This is a genomic window from Mucilaginibacter sp. P4_C11, from assembly GCF_056402115.1.
In genome coordinates this window covers 86,038-110,189 of sequence record NZ_JBFUIA010000023.1, presented here as the reverse complement: position 1 = coordinate 110,189, position 24,152 = coordinate 86,038, and the positions used below count along the sequence as shown (strand labels likewise).

Annotated in this window: 18 protein-coding genes and 1 tRNA gene; 6 read left to right on the top strand and 13 right to left on the bottom strand. The window is 44.1% G+C overall.

Annotation, left to right across the window (positions count from 1 at the left end; genetic code table 11):
• Positions 1-845: 845 nt before the first annotated feature.
• On the top strand, positions 846-2,549 hold the full coding sequence (locus AC1DU2_RS20650; protein WP_477386498.1) for a cellulase family glycosylhydrolase: 1,704 nt from the start codon (positions 846-848) through the stop codon (positions 2,547-2,549).
• Between the two features lie 247 nt (positions 2,550-2,796).
• On the opposite strand, the gene AC1DU2_RS20645 is transcribed toward AC1DU2_RS20650, so the two are convergent.
• Positions 2,797-2,870: transfer RNA gene (locus tag AC1DU2_RS20645), tRNA-His, on the bottom strand.
• Positions 2,871-2,969: 99 nt separating this feature from the next.
• Between AC1DU2_RS20645 and AC1DU2_RS20640 the strand changes: the two genes are divergently transcribed.
• Both AC1DU2_RS20640 and rnhA read left to right on the top strand, forming a co-directional pair.
• Positions 2,970-5,078, top strand: coding sequence for a heavy metal translocating P-type ATPase (locus tag AC1DU2_RS20640; RefSeq protein ID WP_477386496.1), 2,109 nt, complete (start codon positions 2,970-2,972; stop codon positions 5,076-5,078).
• A gap of 122 nt (positions 5,079-5,200) precedes the next feature.
• Positions 5,201-5,671: a ribonuclease HI gene (rnhA, locus tag AC1DU2_RS20635; protein WP_477386495.1), complete on the top strand. Its 471-nt coding sequence runs from the start codon at positions 5,201-5,203 to the stop codon at positions 5,669-5,671.
• 56 nt (positions 5,672-5,727) lie between these two features.
• Here rnhA and AC1DU2_RS20630 read toward each other — a convergent pair whose 3' ends face one another.
• The 4 genes from AC1DU2_RS20630 to AC1DU2_RS20615 form a co-directional block, all read right to left on the bottom strand.
• Positions 5,728-6,222, bottom strand: coding sequence for a metallophosphoesterase family protein (locus AC1DU2_RS20630; RefSeq protein WP_477386493.1), 495 nt, complete (start codon positions 6,220-6,222; stop codon positions 5,728-5,730).
• Between the two features lie 202 nt (positions 6,223-6,424).
• The gene (locus AC1DU2_RS20625; protein ID WP_477386491.1) at positions 6,425-6,799 is read right to left on the bottom strand and encodes a hypothetical protein; all 375 of its coding nucleotides are present in this window, start codon (positions 6,797-6,799) and stop codon (positions 6,425-6,427) included.
• Between the two features lie 98 nt (positions 6,800-6,897).
• Positions 6,898-7,557, bottom strand: a complete 660-nt coding sequence (locus tag AC1DU2_RS20620; protein ID WP_477386489.1) for a tRNA1(Val) (adenine(37)-N6)-methyltransferase — start codon at positions 7,555-7,557, stop codon at positions 6,898-6,900.
• A 69-nt stretch (positions 7,558-7,626) separates the two neighbouring features.
• A complete protein-coding gene (locus tag AC1DU2_RS20615; RefSeq protein WP_477386487.1) occupies positions 7,627-9,882 on the bottom strand; it encodes a TlpA family protein disulfide reductase in 2,256 nt (751 codons plus the stop codon).
• A gap of 170 nt (positions 9,883-10,052) precedes the next feature.
• Here AC1DU2_RS20615 and AC1DU2_RS20610 point away from each other — a divergent pair, with 170 nt between their 5' ends.
• The gene (locus AC1DU2_RS20610) at positions 10,053-10,295 is read left to right on the top strand and encodes a hypothetical protein (protein ID WP_477386485.1); all 243 of its coding nucleotides are present in this window, start codon (positions 10,053-10,055) and stop codon (positions 10,293-10,295) included.
• A gap of 112 nt (positions 10,296-10,407) precedes the next feature.
• Here the strand turns inward: AC1DU2_RS20610 and AC1DU2_RS20605 are convergent, their stop codons facing one another.
• From AC1DU2_RS20605 to purL, 6 genes are all read right to left on the bottom strand, one after another.
• Complete coding sequence (locus AC1DU2_RS20605) at positions 10,408-11,316, bottom strand: ribose-phosphate diphosphokinase (protein WP_477366913.1); 909 nt, start codon at positions 11,314-11,316, stop codon at positions 10,408-10,410.
• 7 nt (positions 11,317-11,323) lie between these two features.
• Positions 11,324-12,742 (bottom strand): nicotinate phosphoribosyltransferase, encoded by a 1,419-nt coding sequence (locus tag AC1DU2_RS20600; RefSeq protein WP_477386483.1) that lies wholly within the window; start codon positions 12,740-12,742, stop codon positions 11,324-11,326.
• 160 nt (positions 12,743-12,902) lie between these two features.
• A complete protein-coding gene (locus AC1DU2_RS20595) occupies positions 12,903-13,799 on the bottom strand; it encodes an NUDIX domain-containing protein (RefSeq protein ID WP_477386481.1) in 897 nt (298 codons plus the stop codon).
• 228 nt (positions 13,800-14,027) lie between these two features.
• Entirely contained in the window at positions 14,028-14,714 is a 687-nt protein-coding gene (locus AC1DU2_RS20590) for an NUDIX hydrolase (protein WP_477386479.1), read from the bottom strand.
• Positions 14,715-15,129: 415 nt separating this feature from the next.
• On the bottom strand, positions 15,130-15,519 hold the full coding sequence (gene gloA2, locus AC1DU2_RS20585) for an SMU1112c/YaeR family gloxylase I-like metalloprotein (RefSeq protein ID WP_477386478.1): 390 nt from the start codon (positions 15,517-15,519) through the stop codon (positions 15,130-15,132).
• Between the two features lie 3 nt (positions 15,520-15,522).
• Positions 15,523-17,745 (bottom strand): phosphoribosylformylglycinamidine synthase subunit PurL, encoded by a 2,223-nt coding sequence (gene purL, locus AC1DU2_RS20580; RefSeq protein WP_477386476.1) that lies wholly within the window; start codon positions 17,743-17,745, stop codon positions 15,523-15,525.
• Between the two features lie 340 nt (positions 17,746-18,085).
• Between purL and AC1DU2_RS20575 the strand changes: the two genes are divergently transcribed.
• Positions 18,086-18,484 (top strand): GNAT family N-acetyltransferase, encoded by a 399-nt coding sequence (locus AC1DU2_RS20575; protein WP_477386474.1) that lies wholly within the window; start codon positions 18,086-18,088, stop codon positions 18,482-18,484.
• Between the two features lie 61 nt (positions 18,485-18,545).
• Here the strand turns inward: AC1DU2_RS20575 and AC1DU2_RS20570 are convergent, their stop codons facing one another.
• Together AC1DU2_RS20570 and AC1DU2_RS20565 are read right to left on the bottom strand one after the other, a co-directional pair.
• A complete protein-coding gene (locus AC1DU2_RS20570; RefSeq protein WP_477386472.1) occupies positions 18,546-22,094 on the bottom strand; it encodes a chemotaxis protein CheB in 3,549 nt (1,182 codons plus the stop codon).
• A gap of 242 nt (positions 22,095-22,336) precedes the next feature.
• Positions 22,337-23,206 carry an alpha/beta hydrolase gene (locus AC1DU2_RS20565; RefSeq protein ID WP_477386470.1) on the bottom strand — a complete coding sequence of 290 codons (870 nt, stop codon included), beginning with the start codon at positions 23,204-23,206 and terminating at the stop codon, positions 22,337-22,339.
• A 275-nt stretch (positions 23,207-23,481) separates the two neighbouring features.
• Between AC1DU2_RS20565 and AC1DU2_RS20560 the strand changes: the two genes are divergently transcribed.
• Complete coding sequence (locus tag AC1DU2_RS20560; RefSeq protein WP_477386468.1) at positions 23,482-24,147, top strand: peptidylprolyl isomerase; 666 nt, start codon at positions 23,482-23,484, stop codon at positions 24,145-24,147.
• The last annotated feature ends 5 nt before the right edge of the window (positions 24,148-24,152 follow it).

Below are 24,152 nucleotides of genomic sequence, written 5' to 3'. Positions count from 1 at the left end.
CGAAATCAGGAATCCGGCCCTTGGCAAGCCAGTACACTACTGTAGCATAAAAGTAAGATAAATTCGCAATTAACGAGATAAAAGTGGCAATTCCTTTATTTGATCAGCGGGAAATAAATAACCTACCTCTGAAGCAAACGAGCTGCCGATATTATAGTACGGACCATGCCTGAACTTACAGTAAAATAAAGCTTGTTACAGGTTGTCATTTAAAAAAAGTGATGAAACACTCTTATTTACAGCTTATTAAGTAATTAACACAGATTCTCTACACCATTTTATAAATTCTACTTCAGATAAGACAACTGTTTATACAAAACACCCACAGAACCCACGATTTTTTCTTAAAAATTAACATTTACATCCCTATTTTCTAACTTTTACATCCCATCGTTAGGTTATCTCTTCTGTAGTTTTACTACTCAATTAATAAACCTGGTACCAATTCAACTATTGCTCACTAAAACATGCCCGTTGTTCCAACGGCTGTATTATGTTGACTTTAATTGCATTGCTTTCATTAATTGTACTTCTCCTTTCTGAAAAACAAGATTTAACCAATTAAACAAATAAAGCGGTTCAGGCCCGTTTTATCCTATCGAAAAATGAAACTAATGTTAAACGCCGCCTTATGCGGAATGGCAACTGCCTTACCATTGATCTTTTTAATACCCCGTTGGCTAAAGGCAGTTATCAACATAACTGCCCACACCAATACCTATATAAACCTTAAAGGCAATGATAAATATATCCTCGTTTTACCTGGCTGTCTGACACTTTCACACGCAATTAACCAATTTATTAATAGCGGCAGATTTAAATATCGCCAACCTAACCATTTTTTTATGAAGAAAACTTTAAGTTATTTTTTATGCATTCTTGCAATCCCGGCATTGACAAGATGCACGAAGCCACAAATCGCTTCTCCCGATGTTAAACCGCTTGCTAAAACGAGTACTAAGGCGTTCGCCGTCACCAGCTATCCGAATTACAACATTTCGCCGCTTGCACCTGACCAAACCGGGATGACCAGTACAGCAACTCAAATTGCTGCAAATATGACGTTAGGTATTAATATTGGCAACACCCTGGAAGCCCAATATAACGAAAACGCGTGGGGAAACCCCAATATTACCCAGGCACTCATTGACAGCTATAAACAAAAGGGGTTTAACGCCATAAGGATTCCTTGCAATTGGAATTGGTCACATGTACCGGATTCAACAACTGAAAAAATAGACCCGGCCTGGCTTGCCCGTGTGCAGCAGGTTGTGCAATACTGCGTTAACGATGGGATGTATGCGATATTAAATATACATTATGACGGCGGATGGTTGGAGAATAATTGCACAACCACCGCCCAGGCTGCAGTTAATGCCAAACAAAAGGCACTTTGGGAACAAATTGCAACACAAATGCGTGGTTTTGATCAACACCTGATTTTTGCCAGCGCGAACGAACCTAACTCCGCAACGGATAGCACAGGGATGAGAGTTCTACTTTCTTATCATCAAACTTTTATCAACGCGGTGAGGTCAACCGGCGGGCACAACAGTTACAGGACGCTGGTAATCCAGGGACCCAAAGGGGGAGATATGGTTTATACGAACAATCTCATGAACACAATGCCAACAGATCCGGCATCCAACCGTTTGATGGTGGAAATCCATAACTACAGTCCCTGGAACTTCTGTTTGATGGACGCGGACGCATCATGGGGTAACGCTTTTTATTATTGGGGCGCGGGATATCACACCACCTTCGATGTTGCGCACAATCCTTACTGGGGCGAGGAATCAACCCTTAGCGGATATTTCCAAACGATGAAGACAAAATTCGTTGACCATGGCATCCCGGTAATAATGGGCGAATTTGCAGTTATGGACCGAAATCTTGCGGGAGACTCTTTAAACTTCAATCTTGCTTCCAGGGCGTATTGGTATAATTTTTGTATGCACCAGGCATCGGCAAACGGCATACATCCATTTCTTTGGGACACCGGGTCTCTCATTAACAGATCGACTTACGCCGTAAAGGATCAACGGGATTTAGCGGCCCTTGTACAAGGGGCACAAACTGGCGCATCCCCCGCATTTCAGGTTGGCAGTGTGTATCAGATTATCAATAGGTATAGTTTTAAGCCTTTAGAGATCCAAGGTTGGGGAACTGCCAATGGAGCGCTCGCAGATCAATGGGAGTATGTAGCCGGGGCAAATCAGCAATTTAAAGTGCAAGCTGCGGCAAATGGCAACTACCTGTTAACCCCTATGCACGTTAGCGGGAAGTGTTTGGAGGTATGGGGTTGGTCTGGCGCTAACGGCGGTGCCGTGGATATGTGGGCTTATACAGGCACAGGTGGAAATAATCAAAACTGGTTAATTCAGCCAACCTACGATGGATTCTATAAAATCATCAACGTAAATAGCGGGAAAGCCCTGGAAGTTACTTTAGGGACTGATCCAGCGGTTCCATTCAGAAATGGCAGTGCGGTCGATCAAAATGATTACTATGGGGGCAAAAATCAGCAATGGGGATTTGTGAAAATATAAGTTAGATACAAAGAAATCAATTAAATTATTTCACAATATTGCCAAAAATCTCTAATGCCTCTGTTTTAAATGAGGTGTTAGAGATTTTTCTTAATGTTAGGTATTGATGGCTTGAATGATTTCTGCTGGTCAGATAGCCGAATTTCGTACAAAAATTCTGCTTTATCCGTTGTGTTTTTAGCGAAAATCTGTCCTAGGGGCATAAAAAAAGCCCTTTTACTGCTGTAAAAAGGCTTTTTAGAAAGGGGGTAAATGATGGGGCTCGAACCCACGACCCTCGGTACCACAAACCGATGCTCTAACCAACTGAGCTACATCTACCGTTTGGAGAGTGCAAAAATAGAAATCTTCGGCCTATTTGCAAACTCTTTTTTAAAATTACATTCGTCTTACCTCATTTATTTAGAACGATTATTATTAATGGCTAAATTTGTATCTATGGCCGAGCAATTAATTGAACTGAACGTGACTGGGATGCATTGTAATAATTGCGCCATGTCTATCCATAAACTCCTCGAAAAAAAAGGGTTACATAATATACTGGTTGATTTTGCAGGTGAAGAAGTAAAATTCTCGACCGACGACGAGTCCAAACTGCCCGAAGTAATAAAAGGGATAGAAAATTTAGGATTTAAAGTAATTGACGATATAAACCTCCATTCGCCGGTATTTTATGAGCTGGTGGAGAACAAATTTATCTTCTGCGCCGTTTTTACTGCGCCGCTTTTACTCCATATGCTGTTGCCATGGCATTTTTTACATCAACCCATTGTGCAGTTACTTTTATGCCTCCCGGTTTTTATAGTCGGCTGTATACATTTTGGCAAAAGTGCCTGGAGCTCGGTAAAAGGCGGCGTGCCTAATATGGATGTACTAATATTTATCGGTTCTACATCGGCATTTATATATAGTCTTGTTGGTACAATACAGGGTTTGGGAGCGCAATACCAGTTTTATGAAACCTGCGCTACCATTATAACATTGGTGTTACTGGGTAATGTTTTTGAGAAACGTTCGGTTACACAAACTACATCGGCAGTAAAGGATTTGATTAAATTTCAGCAGGTAAATGCAAACAGGATAGTTAACGGAAGTATTGAGGTAATCAGCGCTAAAGAGGTTCGCCCAGGCGATACCCTGGTGGTAAATCAAGGGGATAAAGTACCCGTTGATGGCGAGATCCTCTCGGGCAATGCCTCCGTTGACGAAGCAATGCTTACCGGCGAAAGCATTCCCGTTGAGAAAGACAAATACGATAAAGTAATTGGCGGCACCATAGTAGTAAATGGTAACTTCCAAATGCTGGCCACCAAAGTTGGCTCCAATACCATCCTGTCGCAAATTATCGATTTGATGAAAAAGGCACAGGCCGCTAAACCACCGGTGCAAAAATTAGGAGATAAGGTAGCATCCATATTTGTGCCTGTAGTTATATTAATAGCACTTGTCACCTTTGTGTTTACCTATTTTGCTGCCGGTGTGGGCATGCAAAAATCATTGATGAACGCCATTGCTGTTTTGGTGATATCGTGCCCTTGCGCTATGGGATTGGCTACGCCTACCGCAGTTATGGTAGGGTTAGGCCGTGCTGCTAAAAATGGCATCCTGATTAAGGGAGGCGATACCATTGAAGCTGTTGCAAATACTAAATACGTAGTTTTTGATAAAACAGGTACCCTGACAACAGGAAAATTCAGCATCAATGAGATTAAGGCAGAAGCGGGTGCCAACCTGGAATTAATTCGGGGAATAATAACAGCTATCGAAGAACGGTCAAACCACCCCATTGCCAAATCATTAGTGCAGGGGGTAAAAAAAATGCCTCAACAAAAAGTGATCTTAAAATCTGTTCAGGAAGAAAAAGGACTGGGAATGCGTGCCGAAGATGTGGATGGCAACCACTACTTTTTGGGTACAGCCAAACAAAATACGGAAGATCACTTTAACCTTTCATTATATAAAAATCAAAGCCTCCTGGCCCAGATTGCTATAGACGATGAAATTAAGCCCGAAACCGCTTTATTGATATCGAAACTTAAAAAGATGAACATTATCCCTGTACTTTTAAGCGGCGATAAACAAAACCGTTGCCTTAAAGTTGCCAGCCAGATAGGTATTACCGAAGTTCACTCCGAAAAGCTGCCCGACGAAAAGCTTAAGGTAATTGACATTTACAAGCAAAAAGGCAAAACCATTATGATTGGCGATGGCATTAACGATGCCCCTGCCCTTACCAAGGCAGATGTAGGCGTATCCATGAACGATGCAAGCCAGGTGGCCATCCAATCGGCCAGCGTGGTATTGTTAAATACCGATTTACATTCGGTTATTAAGTTTTTGCAGATTAGTAAACATACGCTGCTTACCATTAAGCAAAACTTATTTTGGGCGTTTGCCTACAATATTATAGCTATCCCCGTAGCTGCCTTCGGCTTTTTAAACCCGATGGTGGGTGCCTTTGCCATGGCTTTTTCTGATGTAGTTGTAATTGGTAATTCGTTGAGGTTGAAGGTGAAGAAGTTAAGCTAAGCCCCCCAGCCCCCTGAAGGGGGAGTTTCTTGATTAACTTATACCCAGGCATTCCGCCATTGTTCCCCCTTCAGGGGGTTAGGGGGCTTATGGGCTTTGTAGGCAATTACTATATTTGCACAATGATCGAGATATTTACAGACGGTGCATCAAGCGGTAACCCCGGGCCAGGCGGGTATGGTGTGATTTTACGCTCGGGGCAGCATTATAAGGAGCTATCCGAAGGTTTTCGAAAAACAACAAATAACCGTATGGAACTGATGGCTGTTATTAAGGGCCTTGAAGCATTAAAAACTCCTAACCAGCAAGTTATGGTCTTTTCCGACTCTAAATATGTGATCGATTCTATCGAAAAACGCTGGGTTAACGGCTGGGTTGCCAAAGGCTTTGCGGGCAAAAAAAACAAGGACCTTTGGATGCGCTATTTAAATGTAAGCAAACTACACCAGGTAAAATTCACATGGGTACGCGGGCACAATGGCCACCCCGAAAATGAACGTTGCGACCAGCTGGCCGTAGCCGCCGGGAAGCGCGCGCCGCTGCTTATCGACTCTGTTTTTGAGGTTGAGAATGCAAAGGCAGGATCGATTTAATAATTTTCACGTCTGTTTCAGTCTCACTACTTGATACTTGCTACTTGATACTGAATTTACCTTCCCGCCAGTTCTATCACCTGCAAATCCTGGATCTTGTCGCCGTCGATATTAAAGCGCATGAGGGTACGTACTTTGTGCCAGCCTTGTTTGCCGGCCGCGCCGGGGTTTAGATGCAGCAGGTGCAGCTTTTTATCGGGTATCACTTTTAAAATGTGCGAATGGCCGGTGATGAACAGTTTGGGTGGGTTACTATAAATCTCAGTCTTGAGATGCTGGCTGTACCGCTCCGGATATCCGCCGATATGCGTCATCCATACATCTACCCCCTCGCAGTTAAAGCGTAGGTTTTCGGGGTAAACAATCCGTACATCTTTCCCATCGATATTACCATAAACACCTTTGAGCGGCTTAAAGGCTGCCAGTTGATCAGCCAATTCGATGGTACCAAAATCGCCGGCGTGCCAGATCTCGTCGCAGATTTCAAAATGTTTAAAAACAGCTTCATCGAGGTAGCTGTGGGTATCGGATATCAGGCCAATGCGGGTCATGGGGTAAAGATAGTTTTAAAGAGGCAAGAGTCAAGAATCAAGAGTTAAGACAAAAAAACTCGTTCGCTCACGCGGGCTTTCAACCATAGGTGTATCATGGTTTCAGCTTTCAGCTGAATTATGTAAACTGGGAGTTTACATAATGGTTAACCACGAGGTACGCTGCGCTAAACTCGCGGAAGCCGCCTGCAAAACTCAATACCTACTTTATAATTTTACCGGTTAACGGATGCCGCAAAACCGGCACCTTACCATTTATCTTTTTATAAAATCCATCAATATATACACCCTGGCCGAAAGCACAACCCCAATTTATGTCCGTGTGCTGGGTAACGCTTATTCCATTGGATTTGAACCTGAATGTTATACGGCAACTGCGGTCCCATTCATTCCCCTTAAAAACGGCTTTATTATCTAAGTAAGCTAAGGTATCTATAAGTGTACCGGAGTTATAACCGGGTGCCCCCATGTTAACACCCAACACTATCACGATTTTATTTTTTGACAATGCCTTAATGTGGATATCCCCCCAACGGCCATAGGTATCTTCATCTACTTTTTTTGATTTGCTGATCAATTTATAAGTTCCCGTTGGGCTTATATAAGCAGCGGGACAATAGTCAATTCCGGCTAAAAAGAGTAAGACAAAGATTAACAACTTATTCATCTGTAAAATTAAAATATCGTCAGAAAATCTCTCAGTAAAGCCTGGTAAGCCGCGCTGTACACTTTTGGTGCGTCATATATCACCAGCCAATCTTCCTCGAGTTCCGTGGGCTGTAGGCCGAACGCTAAAATCTCCCGGTGCGCTTCATCTTCCTTAAAGGATTGAATACTGATTTTACTTTGCAAATGCAGTCCGTTGTGTAAGGCTAGCTGTTTTACCAATATGCCTGTATCCGGAGGTAACACCAGCCAGCAAACCCCATTTGCGGTAAGGTGGATGGAAACAGATTGGATCAACTCCTCAAAAAACCCTTCCCCCGCATGTTTAGCCTGGTTCTTTTTAGCGCCCGGCGATAACAGGGAATTAATGTAAAATGGGGGATTGGAAACAATCAGGTCATATTTGCTACCGGGATGTCCCTCAAAAAATTCTTTAAACCCTAAAGGATAAACCATGAGCCTATCCGCGAATGGCGAGCTTTTAAAATTCCTGCCCGCAGTCTTCGCCGCACTTTCATCAATCTCCACTGCGTCAATTTGAGCATCACCAAAACGCTGGGCCAGCATCAATGCAATTACCCCTGTTCCGGTACCGATATCCAATACAGATTTTGGGGCGTCAGCCATTGTCAATGCGCCCAACAAAACACCATCGGTGTTTATTTTCATGGCACAACCGCCTTGGTCAACACTGAATTGTTTGAAGTGGAACATGAATGCGAAAGTAAGGCAAAATTGTTAATTACCGGAGGTATCAAGCAACCGGCTCTTTAGTATATTATAATCAAAAGGCTGGTATTTAAGATTGTTAATCACGCCATTTTTCACCAATATATAGTGCGGAATACCGTTGATCTGGAACTGGCTGGTTAATTGATTCCATTCATCAGTGCTCACCCGGTAATGCTCTCCTTTTATATTTGGTATCATGCCGTTGTAAGTGCCTACCGGCGATGTTTGATTGGTGATGTAAACAAAAACGATGTTCTTATCATCCTTCAATTCGGCTTTTAAGGGAGCAATTTCTTTAATTGCCTGCAAACACGGACCGCACCAGGTTGCCCAAAAATCAACATAAATGGTTTTGCCTTTGTATTTGTTGATGATGGACGAAAAAATGCTATCGGCAGGTAATTGAGGTATTTCATGCTTTGCATAACCTGTTTGTTTTTTATTTGCCTCAATTTTGTTGGCAATACTTGTATTATAACCCTTCAGTAATGAAAAAACATACGGGTTTGTAAAGTGCGTACGCATAGCTGCAAGCTGTAGCGGCGAAAGCGGCACAAAACTGGCTTCTATTTTACTTGTGGTATCCTGCGCGTCCATCAGTTGAAGATCAAAACTCATGTCGGCGTCTATCATTCCCTTTAACACATTTGTACGGATCATTTTTTGCTCATCGCCTTTTAGCTGTATGATGCGGTCTTGTTTTGCATCTGCCAGCATTATATCCAGGAATGCGGCGTCGGGCTCCGATATTTTAGTTTTTTTAGACCGCGCTACATAATCCAAAATGTATTGACGTTGGGCTGCTGATACTTCTTCATTATTCTTCAAATTGTTGCAAAAAAATGCATAATCGACCGAAACTATCGCCAGCGGATCGTTAAAATTAACATCCTTAAAAAAAGAATAATAGGCTTTTTCGAGCTTTACCGGCGGCAATTGGCTGCGTTTGTTTTGCGGGTCGATGTTATTTGCTTGCCGGTAAGCTTCCCATTTTTCGGCGTTATATTGAAATAAAAACTGGGTTAAGGCATAGGTAATACCCAGCCGCGCCAGGTTATATGCCTGCGTAGTCATTCCATTTTGTAACCGGTAATTATTTAACCCCCCCAGCCGCTCCTGGCGCAGATTGATGTAATAGGCTTTGTATTGTGCGGGAGTAAGATCCAGCACATCTTTTCTAACTTTAAGCCAGTCAATACCCAATAAAATAAACTGTGTGCGATATAAGTCGTTATTCAGGATGGCATTATCCCCCATAAAACTGGCAGTTACCGCACTGCCCGATACATCAAACTTTTGGAATACAGTTTTACCGGCTTCAAAGCATATAGCGGCGTATGAAAAAGGAAAATGCACGTAACATTGCTTTGTATAATTCACAGGGAAACTTACTTTAAAGCTTCCATCGTCCGCTATTTTTACAAGGTAATTTTCCTGTCCCCCTGTAACCGCGTTATTAACAAATACCTGCCCGGTGTTAAATCCCATCCGGGGCGAGTAGCCTTTTATATAACCTGCGTATTCGGTCATGCCGGTTTTGTAAACGTTTGCCAGGGTAAAAACGTTTTTGTTATCGGCTACTTTGGTTTTGCCGGCAGTCGCGTTGTTAAATAACGCTACAGCCGATTTTTTCCCAATAATATATAGCCGGCCATTGTCACCTGTTTTCAGCGTTAAACTGAGCTTTTGGTCGCCATCTTTTAAGCCAATCAACATAGTTTTACCCTGCCGGTTTACAGATGTATAATTCCATAACCTGCTGTTGTACGCAAGCTTGCTGTTGTAAACACCCAACTCCCATTGTTTGCTACCGTCTGTTTTAAACCAATCGCCTGCAATATCTCCCGGGATTGATATTCCCGGCAGTTCAATATCCCAAATATTGAAACACTGCTGCCGGCAATCTGGTTCGGCAATATCTATCTTTTTTGTATGGATATTTACAGGTGGAAAATTACAGGTAAATGCAATTTTGCCCCCTTTTATCAGGGTACTTTTACCTAACTGAAGACTATCGACAGCTCTGATCTTCAATTTTTGATTGCCGCTAACCAGATAAAGACCCGATGGCATCCTAAACCAGGTGTCCGACTGATAATCGGTTTTAAAACTAACCAGTGTCGCCGTATCACTAATGGTTACCCTACTGATACTTAGTCCCTGGGCGTTGTTGGCAAAAAAGGAAGGGTTATTAATTATGCGTTGAGCCGAAGCATTAAAAATAAAAAGAATTAAACAGGCAAATAAGGTTGGTTTTTTCATTGTGGTAACAGGCGTATCAAATATAGGCTAATATTTGACTGATAATACGGGCTAYGGATTAATGATATCCTGTAATATATTTTCAATATTTATTTATTGCCCTTTAACATCAATTAAAATGAATTAGAACCAAAACCACCTGGCGTTGTTGTAAAATAAAAATTACAACTATGAAAAATCCATTTGTAAAAAAACAAGACCATACATTTTTGATAGCTTCAATAGCCGTTGGCGCGCTTGCTGCCGGTGCTGTAGCTTATTTATTTTTGACGGATGACGGAGTAGATAACCGCAAAAAACTGGAGCGCAGCATCAAAAAGAGCTTTAAAAAGGCTGCCGCCGATGTGGCAGAACAAAAAACTAAAATCTCGAAAAAAGCAGCTAAAGTGGTAGCCGACCATATGGCGAATTAATATTTATCATGTCATTGTGAGGAACGAAGCAACCGCGAACCGTGCATATTCACCATGCATCCTTGAGATTGCTTCGTTCCTTAGAATGACATATAGAGTTGAATTGTAAATACTATATCACCGAACAAATCAGCTCCGCCAAACTGTTTACCTCCACAAAATCATCATCGCCGATGGCCTGCATATTCATGTGCGAATCTGAGCTGATCAATTTTTTAATCAGTCCGCTGCTTTTTAGCCGGTCGATGCCGTTGTTGATGAACAGCCCGTGGGTGGTTATCACATATATATCGCCGGCACCAGCATTTTTATAGGTTTGGGCAGCGTTGATGATGCTGCCGCCGGAGCGGATCATGTCGTCATAAATTATAACGGTTTTGCCGGCTACATCTGCATTGATAGCGCTTACTTCGGTATGATCGCCTTTTAGCCGGCGCTTCAGGATGAAAGCGGCGTTTACGCCCATGTCGTTAGCCAGTGATTCTACCCATTTGGCCCTGCCTGCATCGGTGCTGGCCATTACAAAACTATCGCCGCCGTATTTGAGGGCCGCTTTTATCACCAGATCTTTGCAATAAACATGCACCGGGTACAGGTCATGCTCAAAATAGTATTGGATGCCTTCGGAGTGCAGATCGAACAAAACCACTTTGTTGCCCCGGTTTGATTTAGGGATGGCCGATATGAGCCTCGCACGGGTTTTGGCGGTTACAATTTCGCCGCTCAGCACTGCACGTTCCATTGTTGAGTAGCCGAAGTAAGGGATCACCAGCGTTAAGGAATTAGCGCCATAGCTTACTAATGACGATGCCAGGTCATAAAGTTCCAGCGTGGCCTCGTCTGTAACTGTGCCGCCAATCAGGATGATGTCGCGGTTTTCAATTTGCGACAGGATGCGCTGGTAGCGCTCGCCGTCGGTAAAGGTGCTTACCTCTATTTGCCCTTTTTCAAACGTTCCGCAGGCCATTACCTTTTGGGCCAGGTATTCATAATCTTTTATAGCGAACAGTAACTTTTTCATGCTGATTTCAATTGGCATTTACATTTGCCTTTACCTGCTCAAAACTAATAGTATTTATCAATTCCCCGTTATCAAAAACAGTTTGCAGCAGGTCTTCTGCTCCGGGTTCATCGTCCTGGTTAACAGTTTTGAACTTTCCCTCAATTTTAACCAGCTTTAACCGGCCGCCTTTGCTCTTTTTAAAGCTTGGGGTGATGTTGCCATCAGCGTCCATTTCAGTCGGACTTTTCTTTACGTTAACCTCCTGCCCGTTTACAATGGCGCTGCTGCATTTCAGGGCAAACTTTTGGGTATCGCGGTCAACCTTTTGCAGTAAAGCGCCGCCCATGCCCAATACCAGGTTTTCGGCACTGATGCCGTTATCTTTCAAGGCCTTGTAAATATTACCTATCTCGGTATAATTTACGCCATCGCCCTGTATTACCCTCACTTGTGGCGGCAGTACTTTGTAACCTTTGGCATTGGTGATAAAACCAAATTTATCAAACAGGATATTAAAAATCTCCAACAAAGTCATTACCGGGTCGCCGCTATCGGGGCGGATCACGAGGGTGCCGTCGCGGTTCAGGATTTCGTCGCGTAGCTCCGTTCCCCAATATTCGCTACAGGCCTTAAAAATATTGTAGCTATCAGATACGCAGGCAATAATACCGGTGGGGAAAGTTCTGAGCACATGCCTGAAAACTTCCAGCTCTCCTTCCCTGCCCAGCAAAGTACAAATACTATGCTCCGTAGCCGGGATGCTCATGCCGTACACCTTTTGGGCATTATAATAATTAATGGCCATTACAGAACCTGCAAGGTTATCGCTGCCGCTAAAATTAAGCAAGTGAGCCGCCCCGCCAATTTTAGCACTCTCCACACTGCTTACACCGCGGAAACCAAAATCGTTCAGCACAAAGTCTATACCAGCCTCTGCCCCGGGTGTGGCAGTTTCCTCGTAATATTGGGTCACTACCTTTTTTATCTGGTTACTCAGGGTTGCCACGGTGCAGGGGTACCAAACCTGCATCAGCAGGGTTTCTAAAAAATTGGTAAGCCAGTAGCATTCCGGGTCGGTATTTTCAATGGTCATTAAGGCGTTGCCGGTTGGTACGGCGGTGCCTTCGGCTACGGCTTTTATCCTTACGGGTAGCTTGCCGTTGTATTTGTCCAGTATGTATTGAAACTTGCTTTTGTCAAACACATCATCGCGGCCAAAAACCTGTTGTAAAAAGCCGTCGGCCTCGTCCAAATCCTGTTGTGTAAATGCCGGGCCTTGCAGGTATTCTTTCAAAAAATATTGCAGGCCAAAAAAGATGATTTCATCAAACATCCCTCCCCTGCTTTCCAGGTAGCTGTAAATTTGGGTGGTACCGGGGTAGTATAATTTATGGTGGGCGTACTTGTAGGCATCGGCCAGCAGTACTAAGTTTTCGCGTTTCATGGTGTTATTTGTTAAGGTGAATATATGTAATTGAGACTAAACTGACTGGGGCTTTTTGAGAAAGTGTATAGGGCATGGCGTATAAACACACCCCTGCCACCGCGCTAATCCTGCCCGCCCCCTCTCGAGAGGGGAATAAAAATAAAGCCATCAGCAATCATTACTTATCAAGGTATTTATTGATCATGAGCTTTAACATTTTGGCATGCTCATCATTTATCATGTCGTTGCTTATCATTCGGGTAAGGTCGGTTAATTTAAACCAGGCCACATCTACAATATCGTCGTTAGCTACAGGCTCGCCCGCTATGTGATCACAGCTAAACAACAAGGTAATAATTTTATCGGCTTCGTTACGGTAACGCCAGTCGTTTACGCGGTGGCTGGTTTCGTAGGTCATATCGCTTACCTTCACGTTTCCGCACTCTTCGCTTAGTTCGCGTTTGGCGGCGGCTTCGTAACTTTCATCCTCCGGATCGGCAAAGCCGCCTATAAAACGCCATTTGGGGCTATTACCCTTTTTACCTAACAGCATTTCAGTTTTATTATTCCTGAACATGGCCACATCAACCGTTGGGTATACCTTGGTGTATTGGTTGTAGTAGGCATACAGGATACCGGCGCGAAAATCGTTTGAATCAAAAACCTTGTCGGCATATTGCTTACGCAGTTCGGTAGCATTGTAGTCGCCGTGGGCAGGCAGTTCTACGGTTTCAAAATGGCCCTGGTAGTACGGGATAAAGCTGTCCCTGCTGCCAAACAGTGTGAAATTACCATTGGGAAAAACACTTTTAAGCAAATTATCCAGGTTATCAGACCATACCCTATCGCTCGGATGATCGCTCACCGGCAAAACAATTACATCCGGATATTCCCTTTTAATCATTTTTTCGCGGGTGTGGTAATCATACGGATTTTTCCGGCTGCCCATTATCGGGCTTACCCCTAACAGGATGATCAGTTTGGCATGATCCGTACTCACGGTATCGATCAGGTTTTTATGCCCCTCGTGCAGGTAGGGCGTTTGGAAGCGGGCAATAATTACGGCTATTTTCATCTTATTTGCGTTAATTATACGCAAATATAAATATGCGTTTTAAATACGCAAATTATTTTTTTATTTTTTTCCCGTAGAGACGCATCACATGCGTCTGCCACATGCAATTCAACCGTGCAAATCGGCCATATAATTCGTCACCTGTCCTGCGGGAGACGCATGTGATGCGTCTCTACAAAATGGTTCGTTTGCCTTCGGCACACGCCTTTGATACGTTTCAACAAGAAATTAAATCTCGAAATTGATACCTTCTTTTTGAAGCTGGAAATATTTGTCCTGGTTAAAGCGGAACAGATTGCCCGGCCGGCCGGCGCCTGCAAGTGCTTGTTTTTCATCGGTTTCTTCGAGAAAACCAAATTTACTAACCTTCTTTTTAAAATTCCGGCGATCTATACTCCTATCCAAAACGGCCATGTATAGTTTTTCCAGCTCGGAGAAGGGGAAGCGTTCTTCCAGCAGCTCAAAGCCTACAGGCTGGTAAAGAATTTTATTTTTAAGACGATCATGTGCCGCGCTGATAATAGCCTGATGGTCAAATGCCAGCTGCGGGATCTTTTTGATGTTAAACCAGGCTACTTCGGCGGCATCGGTGGCGGCTTCAATTTCGAATGCATCCGGCTTTACCAGACCGTAGTAGGTAATGGAGATCACCCTGTTACGCGGATCGCGACCGGGCTGGCCAAAGCTGTATAACTGTTCGAGGTAACTGATATTTACACCGGTTTCTTCCTTCAGTTCGCGTTGCACAGCGGCTTCTAACGATTCATCATTGCCAACCAGTCCGCCGGGTAGCGCCCATGAGTTTTTGAACGGGTTGATGTTGCGTTTGATGAGCAATACCGATAATCCTTCTTTCGAAGTATATCCAAACACAACGGCATCTACTGCTACTTTAATATCCTGGTTGGTGGGCATGATGCAAAGTTATCAATATGCGGAAAATTTACGCAAATTATAATTTCTGAACCTGAATTTATAGAATTATGGAATTAACAGAATTTAAAAGCCAATTCGGGAAATTCTAAAAATTCGTTTAATTCCGGTTCAGACAAACTCTTTGCGTTAAGGATCGGCGCGGATACCGGCCAATGTGGCTAAGGCTTGTGCAGTATGAGCATAGAGCCTGGCCGCAGGCAACGCCCATATCAGTAGTAAGTATCAAGTAGTAAGACAGCTGCGTTGGTCTTAAGTCCGAAAGTCTTTTGTCCGAAAGTCAAATCTTACTACTCCCGTAGCATGGCGTAGAAACACACCCCTGCTGCCGCGCAATCCGGCCCGCCCCCTCTCGAGAGGGGAATTTTAAAAAAATCTTGATACTTACTACTTACTACTAAACCTCATACAGCTCCAGCGGTAACCCATCCGGATCATTAAAGAATGTAAACCGTTTACCGGTGAATTCATCCACACGAATAGGCTCTACTTCCACCCCTTGTTCTTTGAGGTGAAATACAGCTTCTTCAAGGGCATCTACCTCGAAAGCCAAATGGCGCAGGCCGGCAGCTTCGGGGTGCGACGGACGTGGGGCCGGGTTGGGAAACGAAAAAAGCTCGATCTGGTAGCGGTTGCCCACTTCCAGATCAAGCTTGTATGATTGGCGTGCCTCGCGGTAAACCTCGCGCACTATTTTTAAACCAAGTATCTCGCTGTAAAAATGCTTCGACTTTTCGTAGTCGCTGCAAATGATGGCAATGTGGTGTACCTGGTTAAGTTTCAGCATTATTTATTCGCCTAAAATGGAGTGCAATACGTTGCTGTGCACCATTTTTACGTCGGTAACGTGGCCAAACAGTTCTTCATCTACATTCAGGAAACCGTTGTTTACGGTACCCAGCAGGCTAAACTCAGTTTCGCTGGTGGCCATAAACTCTACAAAGCGTTCCTGCTCTTCGGGTGCTACAGTTACCACTATGCGGCCTTGCGCCTCGCCGAAAAGGAAGGCGTCCTTACGGATAGCCGCATCTGTTTCAATATCAAAGCCCAGGCCATTTGGCATGGCAGATTCCAGCAAGCAGGTATACAAACCACCATCGGCCACATCATGGCAGCTTTCCAGCACGCGGTGTTTGATGAGTTCTTTAATGGTTTGCTGGGTTGCATATTCCTTTTCGATATCAAAATACGGCGCAGGGCAAGCGGTAATTTTATGCCATGAGGCCAGGTATTGTGATGATGCGATATCGTTAACAGATTCGCCTATCAGGTAAATCAGGTCGCCGGGTTGTTTAAAATCGGCGGTCATGATGTTTTCGGTATCTTCCATTACGCCCAGCATACCAATAGTAGGCGTCGGGAATACCGAACCACCATCGGCCGACTGGTTGTAGAAACTTACGTTACCACCGGTAACCGGGGTTTCAAACTTGCGGCAGGCATCGCCCATACCTTTAATGGCACTTACAAACTGCCAGTAAACTTCGGGGTTGTAAGGATTACCAAAGTTTAAGCAGTTGGTAATAGCAACAGGCTCGCCGCCTGCACAGGTAATGTTACGTGCGGCTTCGGCAACGGCTATGGCAGTACCCTTGTACGGATCGGCATATACGTAGCGCGAGTTACAATCTGTTGTTAATACAATGGCTTTGTTGGTATCCTTAACGGCTACAACGGCTGCATCGCAGGCCAGGTTGGCTGTCATGGTTTGCACACCTACCATGCTATCGTACTGATCAGTTACCCAACGTTTTGATGCTAAGTTAGGGTGTGCAGATAAATGTTCGGCAACTTCTACCAGGTTGGCAGGTTCGGCAACATCATCTATATTAAATTTCTGGTTAATGGCGTAATAAGCAGGCTCGCGGTATTCGCGTTCGTATACCGGGGCGCCGCCGCCTAACACAAGGTCGTCAGCAGGTACATCAGCTACTTTTTCGCCGTGCATAAAATATTCTAAACGTTGGGTATCGGTAACCTCGCCAATTACGGCGCAATTCAGGTCCCATTTATCAAAAACGGCTTCTACCTCTTTTTCGCGGCCTTTGTGTACCACGATGAGCATACGTTCCTGCGATTCAGATAACAAGATCTCGTAAGGTTTCATGTTGGCCTGGCGGGTTGGCACCAAATCCAGGTCGATACGCATCCCGTGCTCGCCTTTGGCGCTCATTTCCGAGTTGGAACAAATGATACCGGCAGCGCCCATATCCTGCATACCTACTACGGCACCGGTTTTTATAACTTCTAAAGTAGCCTCTAACAACAGTTTTTCCTGGAACGGGTCGCCTACCTGTACGGCAGGTAAATCGTTCACCGAATCTTTGCTGATATCTTTAGACGCGAAAGCCGCGCCATGGATACCATCTTTACCTGTAGCCGAACCAACGATGTAAACCGGGTTACCCACGCCGTATGATGTTGCCGAAACGGTTTCGCCCGCCTTAACAATACCTGCCGACATAGCGTTCACCAATGGGTTTACGTTGTAGCAATCGTCAAAAAACAATTCGCCGCCCACGGTTGGGATACCAAAGGCGTTGCCATAGTGGCTGATGCCTTTTACCACACCCTTAACCAGCCACTGGGTTTTCTCCAGCTTAAGGTCGCCGAAGCGCAGGGAATTTAGCTGGGCAATGGGCCTTGCACCCATGGTGAATATATCGCGGTTAATGCCGCCCACGCCGGTTGCAGCGCCCTGATATGGTTCAAGGGCCGATGGGTGGTTATGTGATTCTATTTTAAAGGCGCAGCCAATGCCATCGCCAAGGTCAACAAGGCCTGCATTTTCTTCACCTGCTTTGGCCAGCATACGGTCGCTGTCCTTTGGTAAAGTTTTTAGCCAGGTGATGGAGTTTTTATATGAGCAGTGTTCGCTCCACATTACCGCGAAGATGGATAGCTCGGTAAAGTTGGGCACGCGCCCTAATATCTCTTTAATACGTTCAAATTCTTCGGGTAGTAAGCCTAAATCTTTGGCGGTTTCAACGGTGGTTAATTCCTGGTGCTCCAAGGTAATATTGTTTTATTTGAAAGGATGCGCAAAATTAGGAAAAAAGGTGGAAAGGCGAAAGGTAAAAGATAGTATCAAGGATAGTATCAAGGATAGTATCAAGTAGCAAGTATCAAGTATCAAGATTTTGAACCGCCAGGGGGAGCAATAATTGGATCAAGTCGCTGGTATAAGTGTCAAAATTTTGGTCCGCCAGGGGGGAAAATAATTGTATCAAGTCGCAAGTACTCCACTGCGGCCCGTATAGCTAAATTGGCCTACCAATGGTTTACAACCCGGACTATTAAAGCCAGCTTATTTCGGCCTAACTTGCTCCCGCAGATACAAAATTGAAATACTTATGGAAATCACCTATAAATTTGATATAACCCCTACCGCCGAACAGGTAATTGAACTTTACAAGAACTGTGGCCTCCCCCGCCCTGTCGACGATCTGGATAGGATAAAGCGTATTTACAAGGGGTCAAACCTTATTGTTACTGCCTGGCATAACAATGAACTTGCCGGCGTTGCCCGCTGCATTACCGATGGTGCATGGAGTTGCTACCTTGCCGACCTGGCAGTTACAACCACACTCAAAAAATCGGGCATCGGTAAAAAACTGATCGAATTAACCCAACAACACCTGGGCGACGAGGTGATGATACTCCTGCTATCCGTGCCCGATGCTATGGAATACTACCCAAGGGTTGGTTTCAAGACTGTAGATAACGGATTTATGATGGCAAGGAAAAAGTAGCGCATTTCCCTCGGTTGATAACCACGGCGGACAATAACATTAAGGTAATTGACTTTCCACATCAGTTTAGCACAGTTGCCAACGGCAGGCTAAAGTAAAAAGTAGATCCTTCACCCAATACACTTTCTGACCATACTTTGCCTTTATGCCTTTGAATAATTTCAGCCGATAGGTAAAGGCCCAGTCCAAAACCCGAGATACTTACCGTATTCGGATTTTCGATCCGGTAATAACGGTCAAAAAGTTTTTCCTGATCCTCGGGGTTAATGCCTATGCCCTCATCTTTAACGCTAACATGCAACATATTATCAAATTGCTGACAGTACAGCTTTATGCTGCCACCCTTGGGCGAATATTTTACCGCGTTACTTAAAAAATTACTGATCACCTGGCCTATCTTGTCCCTATCGGCCCTGATTGAGATAACAGTACCGCGAATTACGCTCACCTGGTGCGTATTGGTTGTTAATAACAGTTCTTCAACAACTTCGTCCAATAAGGTATTCATCTCGAAAGTTTCTTCGTTCAGGTAAATTTTACCTGCTTCAAAACTTGATGCATTTAAAAAACCATTAATCAGCGATGTCATCTTTTTTACCTGGTTATTGGCTTTGGCCAGGTATGTAACTGCAAAATCATCACTGATTTTTTTGGCTCTTAAATTTAACATTTGCACATATCCCTGTATCGCGGTAAGTGGTGTTTTTAATTCGTGGCTTGCCATGGCTATAAAATCATTTTTACGGAGCTCGTCCAGTTTAAAAATAGTTATGTCAAGCAACAGGCCGGTAAAATAGGTTGGTTTGCCATCATTATCCAATGCAAGGTTTCCAATCCCGCGTACCCAGCGCAGTTTTTTGTCGTGAAAACCGTGAAGGGGGTACTCCACATCACATTTAGCACCGGTGCTAATAGCGATTTCTACCGCTTCGGTTACTACATGCCGGTATTTTTCTACAACCTGGGCTATCGCATCTTCATAACTCATAGCCTCACTTGGGTAAAAGCCAAACATTGTTTTAAGGCGGGCTGATGGGGTAAAGCGGCGGGTTTTAATATCTATAGTCCAGGTACCCATCTCCGTTGAATCGATGGCCATTCCCAGCATATTGTTGCTGATATTTAATTCCTGCTGAATGCCTTTTAATTCGGTAATATCGTTAAAGGTAATAATAGCGCCATTCCGCTTATTATCAGATTGTTGCACGTAAGGCATGGTCATAATCTGGTACCATTTGCCATTGTTGGTTTCAATCTCTTTGGTGATTACGCTGCCATCGTGAAGCACCTTTTTTACATCATCAATAATAGTTTCAAATTTAATATTGGTTGATATATTGCTCAGCGGCCGCCCTATGTCGGTTTCCAACAGGTTAATTTGCTTTACGGTACCCGGCGAAAACTTCATCAGCTCCAGGCTATTATTAATAAACAACTGGCCATTTATGTTACTCCTGAAATAATTGTTCAGGTCGTCGTTGGTTTCCAGCAACTCTTTATTTTTTAACTGGTAATCTGAATTGATGGTATGCAACTCTTCGTTCACCGATTCCATTTCTTCATTGGTACTCTGCATCTCCTCGTTGGCAGATATCAGCTCCTCGTTAAAGGATTGCATATTTTCGTTTGAGGCATCCAGCCTTTCGTAAGCCGAGTTAAGCTTAAACTTTAGCTCCTTTAATTCTTCTTCCAGGTTGGTGGTGTATTTGTCATGATAAATTTTCTCGTCAAATGCTTTATCGGTGGTCGTGGCAGTGCTCACCTTAGTATCCTGCATAAAGGTTACCAACAACAGGGGCTGATCGCCTTTTTTAGGTATCAGCGGGATAACCGCCAGGTTTACCTTAATTATTTTTTTGCCGTATTTAATTTTAACACCGCTAATACTAACCTTCTCGTTTGTTTTTAGGGCATCAATTTTTAACGCGTTGAATGCAATGGCAAGTGGTTTGGGCAATAGCTCGGCAAGGTTTAAATTAAAGTTTTGCTGCAGCAAAAACCTGGAAGTATCCCCATATGATTTTACCACATTATTGGCCTCATTAATGCAAACGGCCAGGTAGCCCATATCTTTGGCAAGCAGGGTGTGCATATGCTCAGATAGCGCGTTATTGGCATTGCCGGTATCTTCGGGCAAAAATTTTGCAGGTGTGCGTTTGATATCCAGTAACTCGGGCAGCGAAAACGCGTCGAAACTGACGCCCCGTTTGGCCTTCAGGTTTTTGTATATCTTCCATTTTTTATTTACCACTTCCAGGTCCTTAATAATAGGCATTGGGCTCTCGCTCGATCCTAAAAACAGGTACCCATTAATTTTTAGCCCGAACAGCAGCATCGTATATATTTTCTTTTGCAGTACCGGCGTCATGTAAATGAGGAGGTTGCGGCAGGTAATCAGGTGCATATTGCAATACGGCGGGTTTTTCACCAGGTCGTGCTGGGCAAAAATCACCATCTTACGAATAGCCGGTGTAACCCGGTAGCCTGTTTTTTCTTTAATAAAATAGTTTTGCAGCCGCTCTGCCGATATATCTTTCTTTATAGCATGGTTGTAAACTCCCTTAGCAGCGTGGGCCATGGCAACACCGTCGATATCGGTGGCAAACAGTTTTACTGCTACGTTTGCAAAATTGCCGTTGAGGTGTTCGGCAATTAAAATGGCTATCGAATAAACCTCTTCGCCTGTGGCGCAGCCGGCTATCCACATTTTTAATTCTTCGCCTGCGGTAAGCTTTCCCAGCAAATCGGGCAATATGTCGCTCTTGATAAATTCAAACGCCTCTTTATCCCTGAAAAACGAAGTTACACTGATCAGGAAATCCTTACCCAGGGCTTCTACCTCATCGGGCGATGTTTTTAAAAAATCAAGATAGCTGGCAAGCGACGAGTAGTTTTTATTGGATGCGCGCCTTTTGGTACGCCTGAGGATGGTACTCAGTTTATAATCCGAAAAATCAAGCGGCGATTTTTCTTTTATCAACGCTATAATTTCGGCGATGTTTTTTTCGTCCTCCTCTTCATCTGCTAATAGCTCCTGTTCATGCTTTACGTATTCTTCAATTGCGGCCGGCATAAGTTCGGGCTCTAAAATAAAATCGACCATGCCGGTAGCGATAGCGTGCGATGGCATACTACCAAAAGCTGTAGTTTCGGGGTTGCGGGCCATCACCATTCCGCCGCCTTTTTTAATAGCTTTAACTCCCTCTGTCCCATCGCGGCCCAGACCCGAAAGTATTACCCCTATGGCTTTGGTGCCGCTATTATCGGCCAGCGAGTTAAAAAAAAGATCAATAGTGAGGTGCGGGCCGGGATGCTTTGCTTTTTCTGTTAACACCAGTGTGCCATCATGAATGGTCATAAACTGATCATGTGGTATCAGGTACACCTCATTACTTTTTACGGTAACGCCATTTTGGGCCTCTTTTACCACCAGCTTGCTATGCCTGGCCAATAACTCAACCATCCGGCTTTTAAAATCGGGCGATAGGTGCTGGATAATTACGTACGATACCCCATCTAATGGGGTATGGTCAAAAAACAAGTTAATTTCATCCATACCGCCGGCAGATGCGCCAATGGCAATAATATGATGGGGATCCGCTGCGAGCATAAAATGAAATTAAAGAGCCTTAGGATTTAAAAAAAATCTTGTGAGGAGGGTGTGAAAGTATGATGAAAGTTACGATTAAATTTAGCATTTGCAAGCCTTTTAAAGTTTAATGCGAAAAGGAGTTACCTAATAAGAAATATGGTGGGCCATTTAGTATCAAGTAGCGAGTATCAAGTATCAAGACCGCTGCAATTGTATCCTTGAATCCGAAAATCAAAAATCTTGATACGCACTACTTGATACTACTTAATACTACTCATCACTTTTTGGAAGAAAAGGAACTGGTAAGCTACGGCGTTGCTCCAGTAGGGCCATTCGTGTTTGCCGGGGCGTTCGGTGTATTCGTGGGGCGTTCCGTTGGCTAATAACAGTTGGTGCAGTTCGCGGTTGGGTTTAATCATGATGTCGTCAAACCCGCAATCAAAAATCAGCTTCACATCGTTGGCTTTCATTTTATAGGCCAGCCCCACGGCAGAGTATTCGCGGTATGGGTTGGCGGCATCTTTGGGCGGGCCAAGCAAATGTTCAAAATTTTTATTGCGCAATTGGGCAAATTCGGCCGGCACTGTCCAGGTGGCGGTGTTAATGTCCATTACGCCGCTCATGCTACCGGCGGCACAATACAATTCGGGGTGGCGTGCCGATAGATACATAGCGCCGTGGCCGCCCATTGATAGGCCGGCTATAACCCTCCCCTTCCTGTCTTTTATGGTGTGGTAAGTGCCATCTATTTTTGCTATTAGTTCTTTGGTTATAAAAGTTTCGTATTGGCTGCCTTTATCCAGGGGGCTATCAAAGTAATAGCTCATCAGCCCRGCATCGGGCGTAACAATGATAAAATTATACTGGTCGGCAAGTTTGTGCAGCAGCATTTTATCGTCGGTTTTTGATAGCCAGTCGCGGTAATTGCCCTGGCCGCCATGCAGCAGGTAAATCACGGGGTAGTTTTGTTGGGTGGTTTTGTATGATTGGGGCAGCACCACAGCGGCCTTAATCGTCTTTTGCATTACCTGGCTATAAATATCCAGGGTATCAACGCCGGCGGCAAAACTGTTAAAACAGCAAAACGTAACGCAAACAATCATAATGGAAAACAACGCATATTTTTTCATAGCTGAACCTGTTAAAGGTTGATTTTTCGGTAATTTGGAACAAGCCTCCTTCCTGCTGTTCCCGGTTATATTGGTTTACCGGCCCCTTTTGCCCGGTGCGTAAATATAACCAAATACCATTTACATTTAGCAACATGCCGCCGCTTAGGCGCTATTGAAAGGCTGGATTATTTTATAAGTATAAGGCGTTAAAATAAATTGCCGGCGAAAGCACAGTTTTAATTAAATTAGTCAGCAGCAAACCATGCTTATTGGTTTCTGTAAACTTTATCAACTTGAAAAGATCACTACTCCTGTTTGCCGTGTTGTTATGCTTATGCCTGGGTGCCTTTGCGCAGCCAAAAAACACGTATGTAAAAATAGAAACGCCACAGGGATGGTGTATTGTAAAACTGTACAACCAAACACCGGTGCACCGCGATAATTTCATAAAACTGGTTAAAAGCCATTATTTTGATGCTACCACCTTTAACCGGATACTGAAAGGTTTTGTGATACAAGGCGGCGACCCGGATTCGTTATATGACAAAGGGCGCACCTTAAAGCCCGAAATGAAATGGATAGCGCCTGAGTTTATAGCCGATTTATACCATCGCCGGGGAGTAATGGCCATGGGCCGGGATGCCAACAAAACCGAATCGTCATACACCACCCAGTTTTACATTGTAGACGGCCGCACCTGGACCAACGACGAGTTGGATGCCATCGAAAAAAAGTACAACACCCACTTTAGCGAAGCACAGCGCAACGCTTACCGCACAGCTGGCGGAACGCCTTTTCTTGATGGGCACTATACCGTTTTTGGCGAAATAGTAAAAGGCATTGAACTGATAGACCAGGTAACCGCCGTAACTGTTGACAAGAACGGCTACCCCACCACACCCGTTTGGATGAAACTGACCGTACTTACATCACAAGAGGTTACTAAGGCTTTAAAATAAGGTTA